Source organism: Sulfitobacter sp. DSM 110093 (genome assembly GCF_022788715.1).
GTDB lineage: Bacteria > Pseudomonadota > Alphaproteobacteria > Rhodobacterales > Rhodobacteraceae > Sulfitobacter.
Map to the genome: position 1 here is coordinate 1,421,030 of NZ_CP085167.1, position 15,141 is coordinate 1,436,170.

A 15,141-nucleotide genomic window follows, 5' to 3' on the forward strand; every position below is an offset into this window, starting at 1 on the left:
CCTTCTGACACAAAGGACAGTCCATGACCGAAGAGCTGCTGCGCGCCGATATCCAGTTGATCCAGCGCATCCTGCCGCACCGCTACCCGTTTTTGCTGGTCGACAAGGTCGAAGAGATCAAGGGCACCGAAAGTGCTGTCGGCTATAAAAACGTCACCATGAACGAGCCGCATTTTCAGGGCCATTTCCCCGGCACGCCGATCATGCCGGGCGTCACCATTGTTGAGGCGATGGCCCAGACGGCAGGCGTGATGGTGGGCACCGCCCTTGGCATGCAGGACCGCGACATGCTGATCTATTTCATGTCGATCGACAAATGTAAGTTCCGCCGCAAGGTCGGCCCTGGCGATGTGCTGCGGATGGACCTGAAAACCCTGCGCGGCAAGCCGGGTGCGAAGATCTGGAAATTCGGCGGTGTGGCCACCGTTGATGGTGAAATGGCCGCCGAGGCCGAGTTCATGGCGATGTTGGACCTGCCGCAGGACGCGGTATGAGTAATATCCACCCCAGTGCTGTTATCGAAGAGGGGGCACAGATCGACCCTTCGGCCAAGGTTGGCCCTTTCTGCGTGGTTGGGTCACAGGTTGTGCTGAAGGCGGATGTGGAGCTGAAATCCCATGTGATCGTCACCGGCCAGACCGAGGTTGGCGCAGGCACGGTGATTTTCCCCTTCGCGGTGATCGGTGAGATTCCGCAGGACTTGAAATTCAAGGGCGAAGCCAGCCGTCTGGTCATTGGCGAACGCAACCGCATCCGCGAGCATGTCACCATGAACTGCGGCACCGAAGGCGGTGGCGGCGTGACGCGTGTGGGCGACGACGGGCTGTTCATGGCGGGCTGTCACATCGCGCATGACGCGATTGTGGGCGACCGGGTGATCGTGGTGAATTCCGCCGCTGTCGCGGGCCACTGTGTGCTTGAGGATGACGTCATCATCGGCGGTCTGTCGGGCATCCACCAATGGGTGCGCATCGGGCAGGGCGCGATCATTGGCGCGGTGACGATGGTGACGAACGACGTGATCCCCTACGGCCTTGTGCAAGCGCCGCGCGGTGATCTTGACGGGTTGAACCTTGTCGGGTTGAAGCGCGCCGGTGTGGCACGTAGCGACATCACGGCGCTCAGGGCCGCGTTCCAGATGCTGGCGCAGGGCGAGGGGACATTCTCGGACCGGGCGCGGCGTTTGGGCGAAGAAACCCAAAGCGATTACGTCCGCCAGATCGTCGATTTCGTCATGGCCGACACGGGCCGCCATTTCCTGACGCCGAAATGAGCCTTGCGCTGATCGCCGGACGCGGTGGCTTGCCCGCACGGGTGGCGGCAGCGCAGGACGTGCCGCCGTTGGTCTGTGCTTATGAGGGCTGTGCGCCGGATGGGCTAAAGGCGGATCTGACCTTTCGGTTGGAGACGCTGGGCAGCCTTTTGGCGCATCTTTTGGGGGTGGGCATCCGCGAGGTTTGTCTGTGCGGCGCAATCGACCGGCCAACGCTTGATCCCGCGAAGTTGGATATGCGCACAGCGCCCTTGGTGCCGCAGTTCAAACTGGCACTGGCAGCGGGTGATAATGGTGCGCTTGAGGTGATCAAGACGATTTTCGAAGATCATGGCCTGCGGGTGGTCGGGGCCGATGAATTGGTGCCCGACCTGCTGGCCGATAGTGGCGTGCTGTCGCGGGAGTTGCCCGATGAGCAAATGCGCCGGGATGCCGCGCGTGGTGCTGCCGTGCTCGATAGTCTGGCCACGCTCGACATCGGGCAGGCCTGCGTGATTGGGCGCGAACAGGTGTACGGGGTTGAGACCATCGGAGGCACGGATCATTTGCTGACGACCTTGCCGGAAGCGGTGCGTGATGCGCGAGCGGTGCTCTGCAAAGGTCCGAAAACCGGGCAAATCCGCGAGATTGATCTGCCCACCATCGGCCCCGACACACTGCGCGCCGCCCATGCGGCAGGGCTGGCGGGCGTGGTGGTCAAGGCAGGCGGCGTAATGCTGCTGGAGCGTGACGCCTGTGTGGCGCTGGCCGATGAACTGGGGCTGGTGCTTTGGGTCCGAGAGGGGGACGCGGCGTGAAAGTGTTCATTCTGGCAGGCGAGCCTTCCGGTGACCGGTTGGGCGGTGCGCTCATGACGGGGCTGAAAGAGCTTTGCCCGGAGGTGACCTTCGACGGCATCGGCGGGCCGATGATGATGGCGCAGGGGTTGGAAAGCCGCTTTGACATGGACGAGCTCAGCGTCATGGGGCTGGCCGAGATCCTGCCGAAATACCGCGCGTTGATGGCCCGGATCAATGAGACGGCGCAGACGGTGGTCGAGACGAAACCCGATGTGCTCATCACCATCGACAGCCCCGATTTCTCATTGCGCGTGGCGCGTAAGGTGAAAGAGAAATCCGACATCAGAACAGTGCATTACGTGGCCCCAACCGTCTGGGCATGGCGCCCCGGCCGGGCCGAGAAGATGGCCCGTTCGGTCGATCATGTGCTGGCGCTTTTCCCCTTTGAGCCGCCCTATATGGAAGCGGCGGGTATGGCCTGTGATTTCGTGGGGCACCCGGTGGTGGCCGAGCCTGTGGCCGATGACGCCGCCGCTGCGGCCTTCCGCGCCGAACACCGTCTTGCCGATGCGCCGCTGCTGCTGGCTTTGCCCGGCTCGCGCCGAGGCGAGGTCACGCGGCTGGCGCCAGTGTTCCAGCAGGTCGTCGCGCGGCTGGTCGAGGCAGAGCCGTCCTTGCGCGTCGTGGTTCCTGCGGCAAGTCCGGTGGCCGCTCTGGTCAAACAGGTGACGCGCAATTGGGCGGGCAACCCGCTGGTGCTGGACCCGCGTGATATGGCGTCAGAAGAGTTCACCGCCACCAAACGCGCCGCCTTCCGCGCGGCGGATGTGGCGTTGGCAGCGTCCGGCACCGTGTCGCTGGAATTGGCCGCGGTGAACACGCCAATGGTCATCGCCTATGACATGAACTGGATCAGCCGTCAGATCATCGGACGAATGCTGCGCGTTGATACGGTGACATTGGTCAATCTGGTCTCAGAGACTCGCGTGGTGCCGGAGTTCATCGGCGCCAACTGCCGCCCCGGACCGATTGCCGAAGGTGTTTTGCAGGTGTTGCGGGCACCGGGCGCACAAAAGGACGCGATGGCGCTGACCATGCAGCGCTTGGGGCGGGGTGGTGAGGCGCCGGGCCTGCGGGCCGCGCGCGCGGTTTTGGCGCGGCTGTAGGGGAGGCTTAGCCCCGGTAGATCCAGCCGCCGCCAAAGATGCGCGTGCTTTCAGGATCATAGAACACACAAGCCTGACCCGGTGACACGCCTTCCTCGGCAGTCAGCAGTTCAACCTCGGCCTCGGTCGCACTGATCGGACGCAGGATCGCATCGCGCGGCGGACGGGTGGAGCGCACGCGCACGGCGATGTTCCACTCTGACCGCGAGGTGAGCGGCTCATCCCCCAGCCAGTTGATCTCACGCACCGGAATTTTCCGCGTGGCGAGCATTGATTTCGGGCCGACGACGACCTCTTTGCGATCGGCATCCAACTTTACCACATAAAGCGGATCGGCCAGACCGCCGATGCCCAAACCCCGGCGCTGGCCGATGGTGTAGTGGATCACACCTTCATGTTTCGCCAGCACATTGCCGTCGGTATCAACGATATTGCCCGGATCGGCGGCTTCGGGGCGCAGCTTGCGAATCACGGCAGCATAATCGCCATTGGGAACGAAACAAATGTCTTGGCTATCGGGTTTGTCGGCCACAACCAGCCCGTATTTCGCCGCCAGCGCACGGGTGTCATCCTTGCTGGGCAGGTGGCCCAGCGGGAAGCGCAGGTAGGAAAGCTGCTCTTCGGTGGTGGAGAAGAGGAAATAGCTTTGGTCGCGGTTGCCGTCGGCGGCGGCGTGTAGCTCTGGCCCGTTCTCGCCCATCTTGCGCTGGATGTAATGACCGGTAGCCATGCAATCGGCCTCCAGATCCTTGGCGGTTTCCAGCAAGTCCTTGAACTTGACCCGCTCGTTGCAACGGATGCAGGGCACAGGTGTGGCACCGCCGAGGTAGCTGTCGGCGAATTCATCTATCACGGCGTCCTTAAAGACGTTCTCATAGTCCAGCACGTAATGCGGGAAGCCCATCTCTTCGGCCACGCGGCGGGCGTCCTGAATGTCGACGCCCGCGCAGCAGGCACCTTTTTTGGCCAGCGCGGCGCCGTGATCGTAAAGCTGCAGGGTCACGCCCACGACGTCATAACCTTCGTCGGCGAGCATGGCCGCCACAACGGAACTGTCCACACCACCCGACATCGCCACGACGACCCGCGTGTCGGCAGGTGCCTTGGCAAAGCCAAGCGAATTGAGCGGCGGGGTCTGATCAAGGGCCATGGGTCTCTCCGGAGTTTGTGCGCGAATATAGGAAAATCCTACCTAGTCACAAGGGCAGGCTTCACGCCGCGTTAAGGCAGATGGGGGTTATTGGCCGCCAGAACAATGGCGGATGATGCGATGTACCTGAAAAAAGTCGATGGGCCACGGTCTGTTACCCTCGCTGACGGGAGCGTGATGTCCCGCGCCGATTTGCCCGGTGCAGATACGCGAAGGTGGGTCGCCTCGCGCAAGGCGGCGGTGGTGCGGGGGGTGGTCTATGGGCTGATCACCCAATCCGAAGCGCTGGAGCGTTATGGCATTAGCGATGACGAATTTATGGAATGGTTGCATGCGGTTACAGAGCATGGAGAGGCCGCGCTGAAGGCCACTGCCTTGAAAAAGTATAGACAACTTTAAGTTGTCAAGCTAGCCTATCTAGTATCGGTAACGGGTAGTTAACCTTTTTTGCTCAAGATTAGCCAATCGTCCTAGATGAGCCGGAGAAACCGAATGCGTGTATTGTTAGTTGAAGATGACCCGACGACCTCTCGCAGTATTGAACTCATGCTGACCCATGCGAATCTTAACGTCTATGCCACCGACCTAGGCGAAGAGGGAATCGATCTGGCCAAGCTCTATGACTATGATTTGATCCTGCTCGACCTCGATCTGCCGGATATGAACGGCCATGATGTGCTGCGCCAATTGCGGCTGGCGCGGATTGAAACGCCGATCCTGATCCTGTCGGGGTCCGACGATACGGAAAATAAACTCAGGGGATTTGGATTTGGTGCCGACGATTATTTGACCAAACCGTTTCACCGCGAAGAATTGGTGGCCCGGATCCACGCCATCATCCGCCGTTCCAAGGGCCATTCCCAATCGGTGATTGAGACGGGGCAAGTCGCCGTGAACCTTGATGCCAAGACTGTCAGCGTTAACGACAGCCCCGTGCATTTGACCGGTAAAGAATATCAGATGCTGGAACTGCTGAGCCTGCGCAAGGGGACGACCCTGACCAAAGAAATGTTTCTCAACCACCTCTATGGTGGCATGGATGAGCCTGAACTGAAGATCATCGATGTTTTTATCTGCAAGCTGCGCAAAAAGCTCAGCCAAGCCACAGGCGGAGAGAGCTATATCGAAACTGTCTGGGGCCGGGGCTATGTGCTGCGCGATCCCGAACCGGCGCAGATGGATCTGGCCGCCAGCGCCTGATCTGACATCAACCGGACCTGAAATCGCTAGACCTGCCCCTGATCGCCACCTATCTAAGCCACAGGTGACAATATCGGGGGCAGATCGTGACATCCCAGATCGAGGTTGAAGCGCTGACCAAAGCGCAGGCAGAGACGGAGCTGGCCCGGCTGGCCGAGGTGCTGAACGAGGCGAACACCGCCTATCATACGGAAGATGCACCAGAAATTTCCGACGCGGACTATGACGCGCTCAAACGGCGCAATGCCGCGATCGAAGCGCGCTTCCCCGACATCAAGCGCGCTGACAGCCCGTCAGAGCAAGTCGGCGCGCCGGTCGCCGAAGGGTTCGGCAAGGTGCGGCATGCGGTGCCGATGCTCTCGCTCGCCAATGCTTTCGACGCCGAGGAAGTCACTGAGTTCGACGCCCGGATTCGCAAGTACCTTGGGCTGGGGTCGGATGCGCCACTGGCCTATACGGCCGAGCCCAAGATCGACGGGCTGTCGCTGTCCCTGCGCTACGAAAAGGGTGTGCTGGTGCAGGCCGCCACGCGGGGCGATGGGGCGGTGGGCGAAAATGTTACCGCCAACGCCCGCACCATTGAAAACATCCCGCAAAAGTTAAAGAACGCGCCGGACCTGCTGGAAGTGCGCGGCGAAGTCTATATGAGCCATGCCGATTTCGCGGCGCTGAACGCGCGGCAATCAGAAACGGGCGGCAAGACCTTTGCCAATCCGCGCAACGCCGCCGCCGGATCGTTGCGGCAGCTTGATGCGGAAATCACCCGTGCGCGTCCGCTTCGGTTCTTTGCCTATGCTTGGGGCGCGCTCTCTACCCCGCTGGCCGAAACGCAAAAGGGCGCGATCGACCGGTTGGCGGATCTGGGGTTTTCCACCAACCCGCTGACTGCGCTTTGTGATGGTCCCAGCGACATGGTAACCCATTATGAGCAGATCGAAGCGCAGCGCGCCACGCTTGGCTATGATATCGATGGAGTGGTCTACAAGGTAGATGACCTCGCCCTACAGGAACGCCTCGGCTTTCGCTCGACCACCCCCCGCTGGGCGATCGCGCATAAATTCGCGGCTGAACTGGCTTGGACACGGCTGGAAGGTATCGACATTCAGGTTGGCCGCACCGGGGCGCTGTCCCCTGTGGCGCGGTTGCAGCCGGTCACAGTGGGCGGGGTCGTCGTCTCCAACGCGACGCTGCACAATGAGGATTACATCAAAGGACTCGACAGCAAGGGTGCTGAGATCCGGGGTGGCAAAGACGTGCGCGTTGGCGATTGGGTGCAAATCTACCGCGCGGGCGATGTGATTCCAAAAGTGGCGGATGTTGACCTATCCAAACGCCCCGAGGATGCGGCGCCCTTCGTTTTTCCCACCACCTGCCCGGAATGCGGGTCGGATGCGATCCGGGAGCCGGGCGATGCGGTGCGGCGCTGCACCGGCGGGTTGATCTGCCCGGCGCAGGCCGTTGAAAAGCTTATCCATTTCGTCAGCCGCAAGGCATTTGATATCGACGGTCTGGGGGCCAAGCAGGTCGAACAGTTTTACCATGACGGTTGGATCGCGGAGCCTGCGGATATTTTCACCTTGAAAGAGCGTTACGGCACCGGCGTGCAGCAGTTGAAAAACCGCGAAGGCTGGGGGCCGAAATCGGCGGATAACCTGTTTCAAGCCATCGAAGATCGCCGTGAAATACCCATGGCGCGTCTGATTTTTGCCCTTGGAATCCGCCATGTGGGCGAGGCGGCGTCGAGCCTGATCGCGCTGCACTACGGCGATTGGGACAGTTTTGAGGCTGCCATGGCCGAGGCGCGCGGGCTCGACGGCCCTGCTTGGGATGATCTGATCGGCGTCGATGGTGTCGGCAGCGTCATGGCGGGCTCGCTGGTCTCGGCCTTCGCGCAAGAGGCAGAGCGCGCCTCAATCGACCGGTTGGTGGCGCATCTGACCGTGATTCCGGCGGAACGCCCCGATACCGAAGGCAGCCCTGTCGCAGGCAAGACCGTCGTCTTTACCGGCACTTTGGAGAAGATGAGCCGGGCTGAGGCCAAGGCCCGAGCGGAGCGTTTGGGGGCCAAGGTCTCAGGCTCGGTCAGCGGCAAAACCGATATTCTGGTCGCCGGGCCGGGGGCGGGGTCCAAGGCCAAGAAGGCCGCCGATCTAGGGGTCGAGACGATGGATGAAGATGGCTGGCTCGCCTTGATCGAAGGCAAATGAGCGGCAGACCGGAACAGCTTTTCCCGCTTTTTGCGGGGCTCGAAACGCTCGAAGGGGTGGGGCCAAAGACAGCGCAGTTGCTGGGCCAGTTAGGCATCCAGGCGCCGCGTGATCTGATCTTTACCCTGCCACATTCCGGTATCGACCGCCGCCTTCGCGACAGTGTGAAGGACGCGCATCTGCCTGCGACACTCACCGTGGCCGTCACCATCGGCGCGCACCGTCCGGCACGCAGCAAAGGCGGCGCTTACCGCATCACGGTCGAGGACGCGCAGACCAGTTTTCAACTGGTCTATTTCCACGCGCGCGGCGATTATTGGCAGCGGCAATTGCCCGAAGGCAGCCGCCGCATTGTCTCGGGTCGGGTCGAGTTTTTTGATGGGATGGCGCAGATGGTCCATCCCGATTTTGCCGTGCCAGAGGAAGAGGCCAGCAGCATTCCGGACTTCGAGCCGGTGTATCCGCTCACCTCAGGCTTGACGCAAAAGCTGATGTACAAGGCCACCCGCGGTGCGCTGACTCGCCTGCCAGCGGTGGCCGAATGGGCCGATCCGGGGCAGGTGGCGCAGGCCGGTTGGCCCGATTTCGCCACTGCCGCCGAGGCCGCGCATGATCCGCAGAACGCCGAAGACCTCACCGCCACGGCGCCCGCGCGGGAGCGGTTGGCCTATGACGAATTGCTCGCCCATCAAGTGACCTTGGCCCTCGCCCGGCAGAATGAGCGACGCAAAAAGGGGCGGGCAAGTCTTGGCGACGGGCGCTTGCAGCAACGGGTCCTGAAATCGCTGCCCTACAGCCCCACTGGGGCACAGCGCCGTGCCATTGAAGAAATCACCGCCGACATGGCGCTCGACACCCGGATGAACCGGCTTTTGCAAGGCGATGTGGGCGCGGGCAAGACATTGGTTGCCTTCATGGCACTGCTTCGCGCGGTAGAGGCAGGCGGCCAAGCGGTATTGATGGCGCCGACAGAAATCCTTGCACGTCAGCATCTTATGGGGTTGCAACCGCTCGCGGAACAGGCAGGCGTGGTGCTGGAAATTTTGACTGGCCGAGACAAGGGCGCGGAGCGGCGGGCCAAACTCGCCGCGTTGGAGCGGGGCGATATTCAGATCCTCGTCGGCACCCACGCTGTTTTTCAAGCTGACGTAAGCTTTGGCGATCTGCGACTTGCGGTGGTCGATGAACAGCACCGTTTCGGCGTACGCCAACGGCTGGAATTGGGGCGCAAGGGGCGGCTGGCCGATGTACTGGTGATGACCGCCACGCCGATCCCGCGCAGTCTGGCACTGGCGCAATATGGCGATATGGATGTCTCGGTTCTCGACGAGAAACCACCGGGACGACAGCCCATTCGCACCGCGCTTGTTTCGACCGGACGCATGGATGAGGTCATCGACCGTATGCGCCACGCCATCGAAGAGGGGCGGCAGTGCTACTGGGTTTGCCCGCTGGTAGAGGAAAGCGAGGTCAGTGATCTGACGGCGGCAGAAGACCGGTTTAAACGGCTCCGGGCAGCCTTGGGCGAGGGGGTGGTCGGTCTGGTACACGGGCAAATGCCACCAGCCGACAAGGATGCGGCGATGCGGGCCTTTCAGGCGGGCGAAACCAAGGTGTTGGTCGCCACCACGGTGATCGAAGTGGGCGTCGACGTGCCCAATGCGACGATTATGGTGGTAGAACGCGCCGAGATTTTCGGCCTCGCTCAGTTGCACCAGTTGCGGGGGCGTGTCGGGCGCGGCGAAGGGGCTTCGACCTGTCTGTTGATGTATCAGGCACCTTTAAGCGAGACGGGCCGTCAGCGGTTGGAAGTGCTGCGCGAGTCGGAAGATGGGTTTGTCATCGCAGAGACGGACCTAAAGATGCGCGGCACGGGAGATTTGATCGGCACTGCGCAATCGGGTGTGCCGCGCTTTCGGGTGGCGGATCTGGAACGTCAGGCAGCGCTGATGGCGGTGGCGCAATCGGATGCCCGCAAGCTTTTGACGGATGACCCAACCCTTGAAGGGCCGCGCGGCAAGGCGGTCAGGCTGCTGCTATGGCTGATGCGGCAGGATGAGGCGATCCGTTTAATATCAGTTGGTTAGAACCTTATTGCGCTTTTTGTTCGCTAATGTTCTCAGAAAGTTCTTTACAGGTGAGGCTGAAAATGAGAACAAAGGAGCAACAAAGATAGGGAGGTACCGATGATGACTTACACTACGCTGAAATCTATCGCTCTTAGGTCACAGGCCACGTTGTTGCAGGATGCAGCAGGGGCCGCCGCTTTGATCGTGATGCTGGTCGTTGGTCTGCATCTGCCCGCTTTTATCTGAGTTCTGCCTAAGGCTCTCATGCCGCTTTGCCTGCATCCGTCCCAATTTGATGCACCGATTTGCCTGTCCGCATCGGCCTTTGGCAAAGTGGGTCCCACATGAGTTACGCCTACTGACGCCGCCATCCCTTTTAGGATGTGCGGCGTTTTTTTTGGCTTTGGGGGCTGAGGAAGGCCGCAGAGAGCCTGCAAGGGTAGGTTCGCAGCTGAGTGGCGCTCTACTTAACGCTCGCCCGCTTCAACGGGGGCTACGGCCTGTTGCATCGCCTCGGTCAATGCTTCGATGCTGAGCATAATGGACGCGTGGCGGTTTTTATAAGCCGTGGCAGGGGTGAGCACTTCGAAACCGTCAAAGGGCGCGTCCGGCACGGGGCCTTCGCCTTTCAGCATGACGCGCAACTGATCGCGGGCTGTTGTGATCTGCGTAAATGAACTTCCGGGTGCCGCAGCGCCGACAACGGCGGCGGCAGCTTGGCCTAAAGCACAGGCTTTCACATCCTGCTTCATTTCGGCCAAATGCCCATCCTGCACGCGCACATCAACCGTCACGGTCGAGCCACAGAGCGGCGAGCGGCGTTTGACGCTGGCCTGAGGGTCGTCCATGCGGCCCAGATGGGGGATCTCTGCTGCAAGCGCCAAGATACGCGCAGAGTAGAGCTTGATGAGGTCCGTCTCATCCGACATGGCTGTTCCTTTTCGTGCTGAAACCCTACATAAGCGCCGCTGACGCAGATGCAAATATTTCCACGAGGTGCCCGATGACTTTTGATCCTGCAAGCCTTCAATTCAACGATGCGGGCCTGATCCCGGCGATTGCTCAGGACGCTCAGACCCATGAGGTGCTGATGCTGGCATGGATGAATGCGGAAAGCATCGCGCGCACGTTGGAAACCTGCAAGGTGACTTACTGGAGCCGCTCACGGCAGGCGTTCTGGGTGAAGGGCGAAACCAGCGGGAACGTTCAGGAGCTCGTTGAGATGCGGTTGGATTGCGACCGTGATTGCTTGCTGGTCATGGTAAACCAAAGCGGGCCCGCCTGTCACACCGGGCGGCGCAGTTGTTTCTACACTGGTATTCAGGATGGCCAAGAGGTCGAACTGATGAAGCCGATGGATTAAGGGTGGCTTCTAAAGGCCTACCATATCACGAATTTCCCGCGGTGTGATGCCGTTCTCGCGATAGAGCGCGATGGCGCGGGCGTCGTCGCGTTTGGCAAGCCTCTTGCCAGCTTCATCGCGGATTAAACGGTGGTGGTGGTAGCACGGCTTGGGCAGGCCCAACAAAGCCTGTAGCACAACATGGATTTGGGTGGCCTCAAACAGATCGGCCCCCCGTGGGACCAGCGTAACTTTCTGTGCCGCGTCATCCAGCACCACAGATAGATGATAGGATGTGCCCATGTCGCGCCGGGCCAGTACCACGTCACCAACAGTTGTAATAAGCTGATCGGGGGAAATCGTTTGCAGGCCGGTTTCGCCATTGGGGCCGTGGCCATTCTCCAGAAAGGTGAGCGGTGTGTTGCTGAGCGCTTCCAATGCCTTGGCCATATCTAGCCGCAGCGCGCCAGTCTCACGGTGGTGGCCTGCGGCGCGGCAGGTGCCGGGGTAGATGATGCCATCAGGGCCGATGATCGGCGCTGCGCCTTCTTGTGGGGCGCTGGTGGCTGCGGCGATGTCACGGCGGTTACAGGTGCAGGCGTAAAGCAAGCCGCGCGTCCAGAGATCATCAAGCGCGGCGCGGTAGCTCTCCATCCGGTCTGATTGCCGCATTACCGGGCGTGCCCAGTCTATGCCGAGCCAGTCGAGGTCTTGGTAAATCTGCGCTTCCCATTCCGGGCGGGCGCGGGATTGGTCGATATCTTCGATGCGTAAAAGAAAGCTGCCGCCCGCCACTTGGGCCAAATCATGTGCCAAAAGCGCGGAATAGGCGTGGCCAAGATGTAATGGGCCGGTCGGAGATGGGGCAAATCTGGTTGTAAGATTCAATTCTTTTCAATCAGATAGACGGTAGACTTCATGTTGATGCCGGGCAAATGCGCGCCTTCTTCGGCATGGAGCAAAATCGCTGCGCCACAGTCGGTCCATTCATGGATCATGCCCAGTGCGCCGCGATCCTCCAGCGCTTTTTCATTTAGCGAAAACAGAAGTTTGCCGCCCTTTCCTAATCCATGCATCAGCGTATCGAACAAGGAAATTGGCGCGGCGCCGGGGCCGATTACCCCAATGGCGCTAATTGCATCATAAGCGCCGGGCTCGAATGGAAGCGGCGCGTCAACTTCAAGCTCTAAGAGGTTGCGGTAAATGTCTTTTTTTCGTGACTCGGCCAGCATCGCAGCCGAGACATCGCCCCCGTCAATCGTGGTAAAGCCGACGTGTTTAAGGGCTGCACCAGACAGCCCGGTACCACATCCGATGTCGAAAATCGGCAGATCTTTGTCATCGAGAAACTCCGCAAGCGTGACAGCGGCGCGTTCGGGGGTAGCATAGCCCTGCGCTGTAATGTCGTCGTCGTAGCTGCTTGCCCATTCGTTGTAGAGGCTGCGGATGACTTCGGTGTCGCGTGCCGCATAGGCCTTGTCGAAATAATGTTGTGTCATCCCCCTAGAGTATGGGGGATGGCACGAAGGGTCCAGTCTTAACCCGACCAGAGTTAACCTTGATTAAGCCAATTCTGCCATTCTGCTTTTGCGCGGTCAGTATAGGCTTTGTAGCGGTCTTTGCGCCCGCGACGGCCAGACTTGAGCCCTTCAACGGGGGGGAAGAGGCCGAAATTCACGTTCATCGGCTGGAAGGTCTTGGCATCTGCGCCGCCAGTGATGTGGGTGATCAGCGCACCCATAGCGGTGCTGTCAGGCGGGGTGGGCAGATTGCTGCCGTTGATCTCAGCCGCAGCCATACGGCCTGCGAGCATCCCCATCGCGGCGCTTTCAACATAGCCTTCAACGCCGGTGATCTGCCCAGCAAAGCGGATGTTGGGCTGGCTGCGCAGGCGCATTTGGTCGTCAAGTAACGTGGGCGAGTTGATGAAAGAGTTGCGGTGAATGCCGCCGAGACGGGCGAAACGTGCGTTCTCGAGCCCCGGTATGCGTTTGAAAACATCAGTTTGCGCGCCGTACTTCATTTTGGTCTGAAAGCCGACGATGTTGTAAAGCGTGCCCAGCTTGTTGTCGCGGCGCAGTTGCACCACGGCATGGGCTTTTATGTCGGGCTGGTGTGGATTGGTTAGGCCAACCGGCTTCATCGGGCCATGGCGCAGGGTCTCGCGACCGCGTTCGGCCATGACTTCGATGGGCAGGCAGCCGTCAAAGTAGCCGGCGGTTTCACCTTCGCGGAATTCTGTTTTGTCAGCCTCAAGCAGCGCGTCGATGAAATCGTCGTATTGCTGCTTGTCCATCGGGCAGTTGAGGTAGGCAGTGCGCTCTTCCTCGGTTTCGCCCTTATCATAACGGGACTGCATCCATGCCTGTGACATGTCGATGCTGTCGAAATAGACGATGGGCGCAATGGCGTCGAAGAATGCCAGTGCTTCGGCCCCGGTTTCGGCGGCGATAGCCTCGGCCAGTGCGCCAGAGGTCAGCGGGCCGGTGGCGATGATCCATTTGCCGTCTTTTGGCAGTTCGGTGATCTCGCCATATTCGACGGTGATATTGGGGTGCGCGAGCAGCGTGTCGGTGACGGTCTGCGCGAAGGGATCACGATCAACGGCCAGCGCGCCACCAGCGGGGAGGCGGTTTTTATCAGCGCAGGCCATGATCAGCCCGTTTGCGGCGCGCATTTCCCAATGCAGCAGGCCCACGGCGTTTTGCTCGTCATCGTCCGAGCGGAAGGAGTTGGAGCATACCATTTCGCCCAACAGCCCGGTCTGGTGGGCAAAGGTTTCGACCTTTGGGCGCATTTCGTGGATGACCACCTTTACGCCCGCTTGTGCGGCCTGCCAGGCGGCCTCTGATCCGGCCATGCCGCCGCCGATGATGTGCAATGTATCTGTCATGAGGGCGATGTAGGGCAGGGCAGCAGCGCGCGCAACCTGCAAGAGCAGGCTGGGCCAAACAACGCTGTAAGCAAGGGCTACAGATGTGATTTCGAGGTCGCCGCTGCGGGCATGGTCGGCCAGTGAGAGACTGACCCGGAGGGACCTTCCGCCATCGGCGACCCAAAAACATCAAGGGCATTCTACCCCTGATATAACACTGCCACTATTTGGTCAGATTTGCCAGCTTGCGGTCGGCAACAATGTGGGAGGGTTTTGGAAACAATCACTGTTTCCAATCGGGCGTGCGCTTTTTCAGAAAAGCGTCGATGCCTTCGCGGGTGTTGGTGTCGAGCATGTTGCGGACCATCACGTCGCCGGTGAAAGCATAGGCTTGGTCTGTAGGTAATTGCATCTGTTGATAAAAAGCGCCTTTGCCGTAGGCGACGGCGGTGCCAAGTTTGGCTGCGATCCTTTCTGCCAGCGCGGTGGTCTCGGCGGCTAGCTGGTCGCCCGGCACGGCGCGGTTGATCAGGCCCAGTTCTGCGGCGCGGGGGGCGGTGATGAAATCGCCGGTGGTGAGCATCTCAAACGCTTGTTTTCGCGGGATGCTGCGGGTCAGCGCGACCATCGGGGTCGAGCAGAACAAGCCGATGTTCACCCCATTGACACCAAAGCGGGTATCTTCGGCGGCGATGGCCAGATCGCAGGTCGCGACAAGTTGACAGCCTGCGGCCGTGGCGATGCCGTGAACTTGGGCGATGACCGGTTGCGGCACGCTTTGAATGCGGGCCATTAGCGCGGCGCAGCGGTCAAAGAGGTCTTTGAAGGCTTCGGCGCCACCGTCTCCGGCTTGGCGCATGGCGGTCATCTGGCGCAGGTCATGCCCCGCGCAGAAGGCTTTGCCCGCGCCCGACAGGATGATGACTCGCGTTTGCCGGTCTTCGGCCAGTTGGTTGAGCGTTTCATGGAGGGCGGCGATCATTTCATCTGACAGAGCGTTCAGCCGCTCAGGCGCGTTCATGCGCAGATGGGTCACCGGCCCCTGTGCCGTAACGTCAAGAATTGCCACCTTGCCCTCCC

At 60.6% G+C, this 15,141-nt stretch carries 16 protein-coding genes; 10 read left to right on the top strand and 6 right to left on the bottom strand.

Features of this window, described 5'->3' with window-relative positions; genetic code table 11:
* Nucleotides 1-23: 23 nt before the first annotated feature.
* The 4 genes from fabZ to lpxB are packed head-to-tail and all read left to right on the top strand — an operon-like array spanning nucleotide 24 to nucleotide 3,218.
* Nucleotides 24-494, top strand: a complete 471-nt coding sequence (fabZ, locus tag DSM110093_RS06870) for a 3-hydroxyacyl-ACP dehydratase FabZ (protein WP_243267317.1) — start codon at nucleotides 24-26, stop codon at nucleotides 492-494.
* Nucleotides 491-1,273, top strand: a complete 783-nt coding sequence (lpxA, locus tag DSM110093_RS06875) for an acyl-ACP--UDP-N-acetylglucosamine O-acyltransferase (RefSeq protein WP_243267318.1) — start codon at nucleotides 491-493, stop codon at nucleotides 1,271-1,273. The genes fabZ and lpxA overlap by 4 nt, the downstream gene beginning before the upstream one ends.
* Nucleotides 1,270-2,070: a UDP-2,3-diacylglucosamine diphosphatase LpxI gene (gene lpxI / locus DSM110093_RS06880; RefSeq protein ID WP_243267319.1), complete on the top strand. Its 801-nt coding sequence runs from the start codon at nucleotides 1,270-1,272 to the stop codon at nucleotides 2,068-2,070. Before lpxA ends, lpxI begins: the two co-directional genes overlap by 4 nt.
* A complete protein-coding gene (gene lpxB, locus DSM110093_RS06885; protein WP_243267320.1) occupies nucleotides 2,067-3,218 on the top strand; it encodes a lipid-A-disaccharide synthase in 1,152 nt (383 codons plus the stop codon). Before lpxI ends, lpxB begins: the two co-directional genes overlap by 4 nt.
* Nucleotides 3,219-3,225: 7 nt before the next feature.
* Here lpxB and mnmA read toward each other — a convergent pair whose 3' ends face one another.
* On the bottom strand, nucleotides 3,226-4,368 hold the full coding sequence (gene mnmA, locus DSM110093_RS06890; RefSeq protein WP_243267322.1) for a tRNA 2-thiouridine(34) synthase MnmA: 1,143 nt from the start codon (nucleotides 4,366-4,368) through the stop codon (nucleotides 3,226-3,228).
* Nucleotides 4,369-4,488: 120 nt separating this feature from the next.
* On the opposite strand from mnmA, the gene DSM110093_RS06895 reads away from it, so the two are divergent.
* The 5 genes from DSM110093_RS06895 to DSM110093_RS20880 all read left to right on the top strand — a co-directional run bounded on the left by DSM110093_RS06895 (nucleotide 4,489) and on the right by DSM110093_RS20880 (nucleotide 10,090).
* Nucleotides 4,489-4,767 (top strand): DUF1153 domain-containing protein, encoded by a 279-nt coding sequence (locus DSM110093_RS06895; protein ID WP_067939991.1) that lies wholly within the window; start codon nucleotides 4,489-4,491, stop codon nucleotides 4,765-4,767.
* Between the two features lie 93 nt (nucleotides 4,768-4,860).
* Nucleotides 4,861-5,568, top strand: coding sequence for a response regulator transcription factor CtrA (locus tag DSM110093_RS06900; RefSeq protein WP_067626480.1), 708 nt, complete (start codon nucleotides 4,861-4,863; stop codon nucleotides 5,566-5,568).
* 86 nt (nucleotides 5,569-5,654) lie between these two features.
* Nucleotides 5,655-7,775: an NAD-dependent DNA ligase LigA gene (gene ligA, locus DSM110093_RS06905; protein WP_243267323.1), complete on the top strand. Its 2,121-nt coding sequence runs from the start codon at nucleotides 5,655-5,657 to the stop codon at nucleotides 7,773-7,775.
* Nucleotides 7,772-9,862 (top strand): ATP-dependent DNA helicase RecG, encoded by a 2,091-nt coding sequence (gene recG / locus DSM110093_RS06910; protein WP_243267325.1) that lies wholly within the window; start codon nucleotides 7,772-7,774, stop codon nucleotides 9,860-9,862. Before ligA ends, recG begins: the two co-directional genes overlap by 4 nt.
* 99 nt (nucleotides 9,863-9,961) lie before the next feature.
* Entirely contained in the window at nucleotides 9,962-10,090 is a 129-nt protein-coding gene (locus DSM110093_RS20880; RefSeq protein ID WP_276326633.1) for a hypothetical protein, read from the top strand.
* Nucleotides 10,091-10,311: 221 nt separating this feature from the next.
* Here DSM110093_RS20880 and DSM110093_RS06915 read toward each other — a convergent pair whose 3' ends face one another.
* Nucleotides 10,312-10,773 carry an iron-sulfur cluster assembly scaffold protein gene (locus DSM110093_RS06915; protein ID WP_243267327.1) on the bottom strand — a complete coding sequence of 154 codons (462 nt, stop codon included), beginning with the start codon at nucleotides 10,771-10,773 and terminating at the stop codon, nucleotides 10,312-10,314.
* A gap of 74 nt (nucleotides 10,774-10,847) precedes the next feature.
* Between DSM110093_RS06915 and hisI the strand changes: the two genes are divergently transcribed.
* The gene (gene hisI, locus DSM110093_RS06920; RefSeq protein WP_243267329.1) at nucleotides 10,848-11,207 is read left to right on the top strand and encodes a phosphoribosyl-AMP cyclohydrolase; all 360 of its coding nucleotides are present in this window, start codon (nucleotides 10,848-10,850) and stop codon (nucleotides 11,205-11,207) included.
* Between the two features lie 9 nt (nucleotides 11,208-11,216).
* Here hisI and gluQRS read toward each other — a convergent pair whose 3' ends face one another.
* From gluQRS to DSM110093_RS06940, 4 genes are all read right to left on the bottom strand, one after another.
* Complete coding sequence (gluQRS, locus tag DSM110093_RS06925) at nucleotides 11,217-12,074, bottom strand: tRNA glutamyl-Q(34) synthetase GluQRS (protein ID WP_243267330.1); 858 nt, start codon at nucleotides 12,072-12,074, stop codon at nucleotides 11,217-11,219.
* Nucleotides 12,071-12,685, bottom strand: a complete 615-nt coding sequence (locus tag DSM110093_RS06930; protein ID WP_243267331.1) for a methyltransferase domain-containing protein — start codon at nucleotides 12,683-12,685, stop codon at nucleotides 12,071-12,073. Before DSM110093_RS06930 ends, gluQRS begins: the two co-directional genes overlap by 4 nt.
* Nucleotides 12,686-12,738: 53 nt before the next feature.
* A complete protein-coding gene (gene trmFO / locus DSM110093_RS06935; RefSeq protein WP_243267332.1) occupies nucleotides 12,739-14,079 on the bottom strand; it encodes a methylenetetrahydrofolate--tRNA-(uracil(54)-C(5))-methyltransferase (FADH(2)-oxidizing) TrmFO in 1,341 nt (446 codons plus the stop codon).
* A 265-nt stretch (nucleotides 14,080-14,344) separates the two neighbouring features.
* On the bottom strand, nucleotides 14,345-15,130 hold the full coding sequence (locus DSM110093_RS06940) for an enoyl-CoA hydratase (protein WP_243267333.1): 786 nt from the start codon (nucleotides 15,128-15,130) through the stop codon (nucleotides 14,345-14,347).
* Nucleotides 15,131-15,141: the final 11 nt, after the last annotated feature.

Coding starts and splice junctions, on each gene's coding strand:
- DSM110093_RS06915 (WP_243267327.1), bottom strand. CDS start 10,773: ATGTCGGATGAGACGGACCTCATCAAGCTCTACTCTGCGCGTATCTTG.
- DSM110093_RS06930 (WP_243267331.1), bottom strand. CDS start 12,685: ATGACACAACATTATTTCGACAAGGCCTATGCGGCACGCGACACCGAA.
- DSM110093_RS20880 (WP_276326633.1), top strand. CDS start 9,962: ATGATGACTTACACTACGCTGAAATCTATCGCTCTTAGGTCACAGGCC.
- DSM110093_RS06900 (WP_067626480.1), top strand. CDS start 4,861: ATGCGTGTATTGTTAGTTGAAGATGACCCGACGACCTCTCGCAGTATT.
- lpxI (WP_243267319.1), top strand. CDS start 1,270: ATGAGCCTTGCGCTGATCGCCGGACGCGGTGGCTTGCCCGCACGGGTG.
- DSM110093_RS06895 (WP_067939991.1), top strand. CDS start 4,489: ATGTACCTGAAAAAAGTCGATGGGCCACGGTCTGTTACCCTCGCTGAC.
- recG (WP_243267325.1), top strand. CDS start 7,772: ATGAGCGGCAGACCGGAACAGCTTTTCCCGCTTTTTGCGGGGCTCGAA.
- mnmA (WP_243267322.1), bottom strand. CDS start 4,368: ATGGCCCTTGATCAGACCCCGCCGCTCAATTCGCTTGGCTTTGCCAAG.
- trmFO (WP_243267332.1), bottom strand. CDS start 14,079: ATGACAGATACATTGCACATCATCGGCGGCGGCATGGCCGGATCAGAG.
- hisI (WP_243267329.1), top strand. CDS start 10,848: ATGACTTTTGATCCTGCAAGCCTTCAATTCAACGATGCGGGCCTGATC.
- lpxA (WP_243267318.1), top strand. CDS start 491: ATGAGTAATATCCACCCCAGTGCTGTTATCGAAGAGGGGGCACAGATC.
- fabZ (WP_243267317.1), top strand. CDS start 24: ATGACCGAAGAGCTGCTGCGCGCCGATATCCAGTTGATCCAGCGCATC.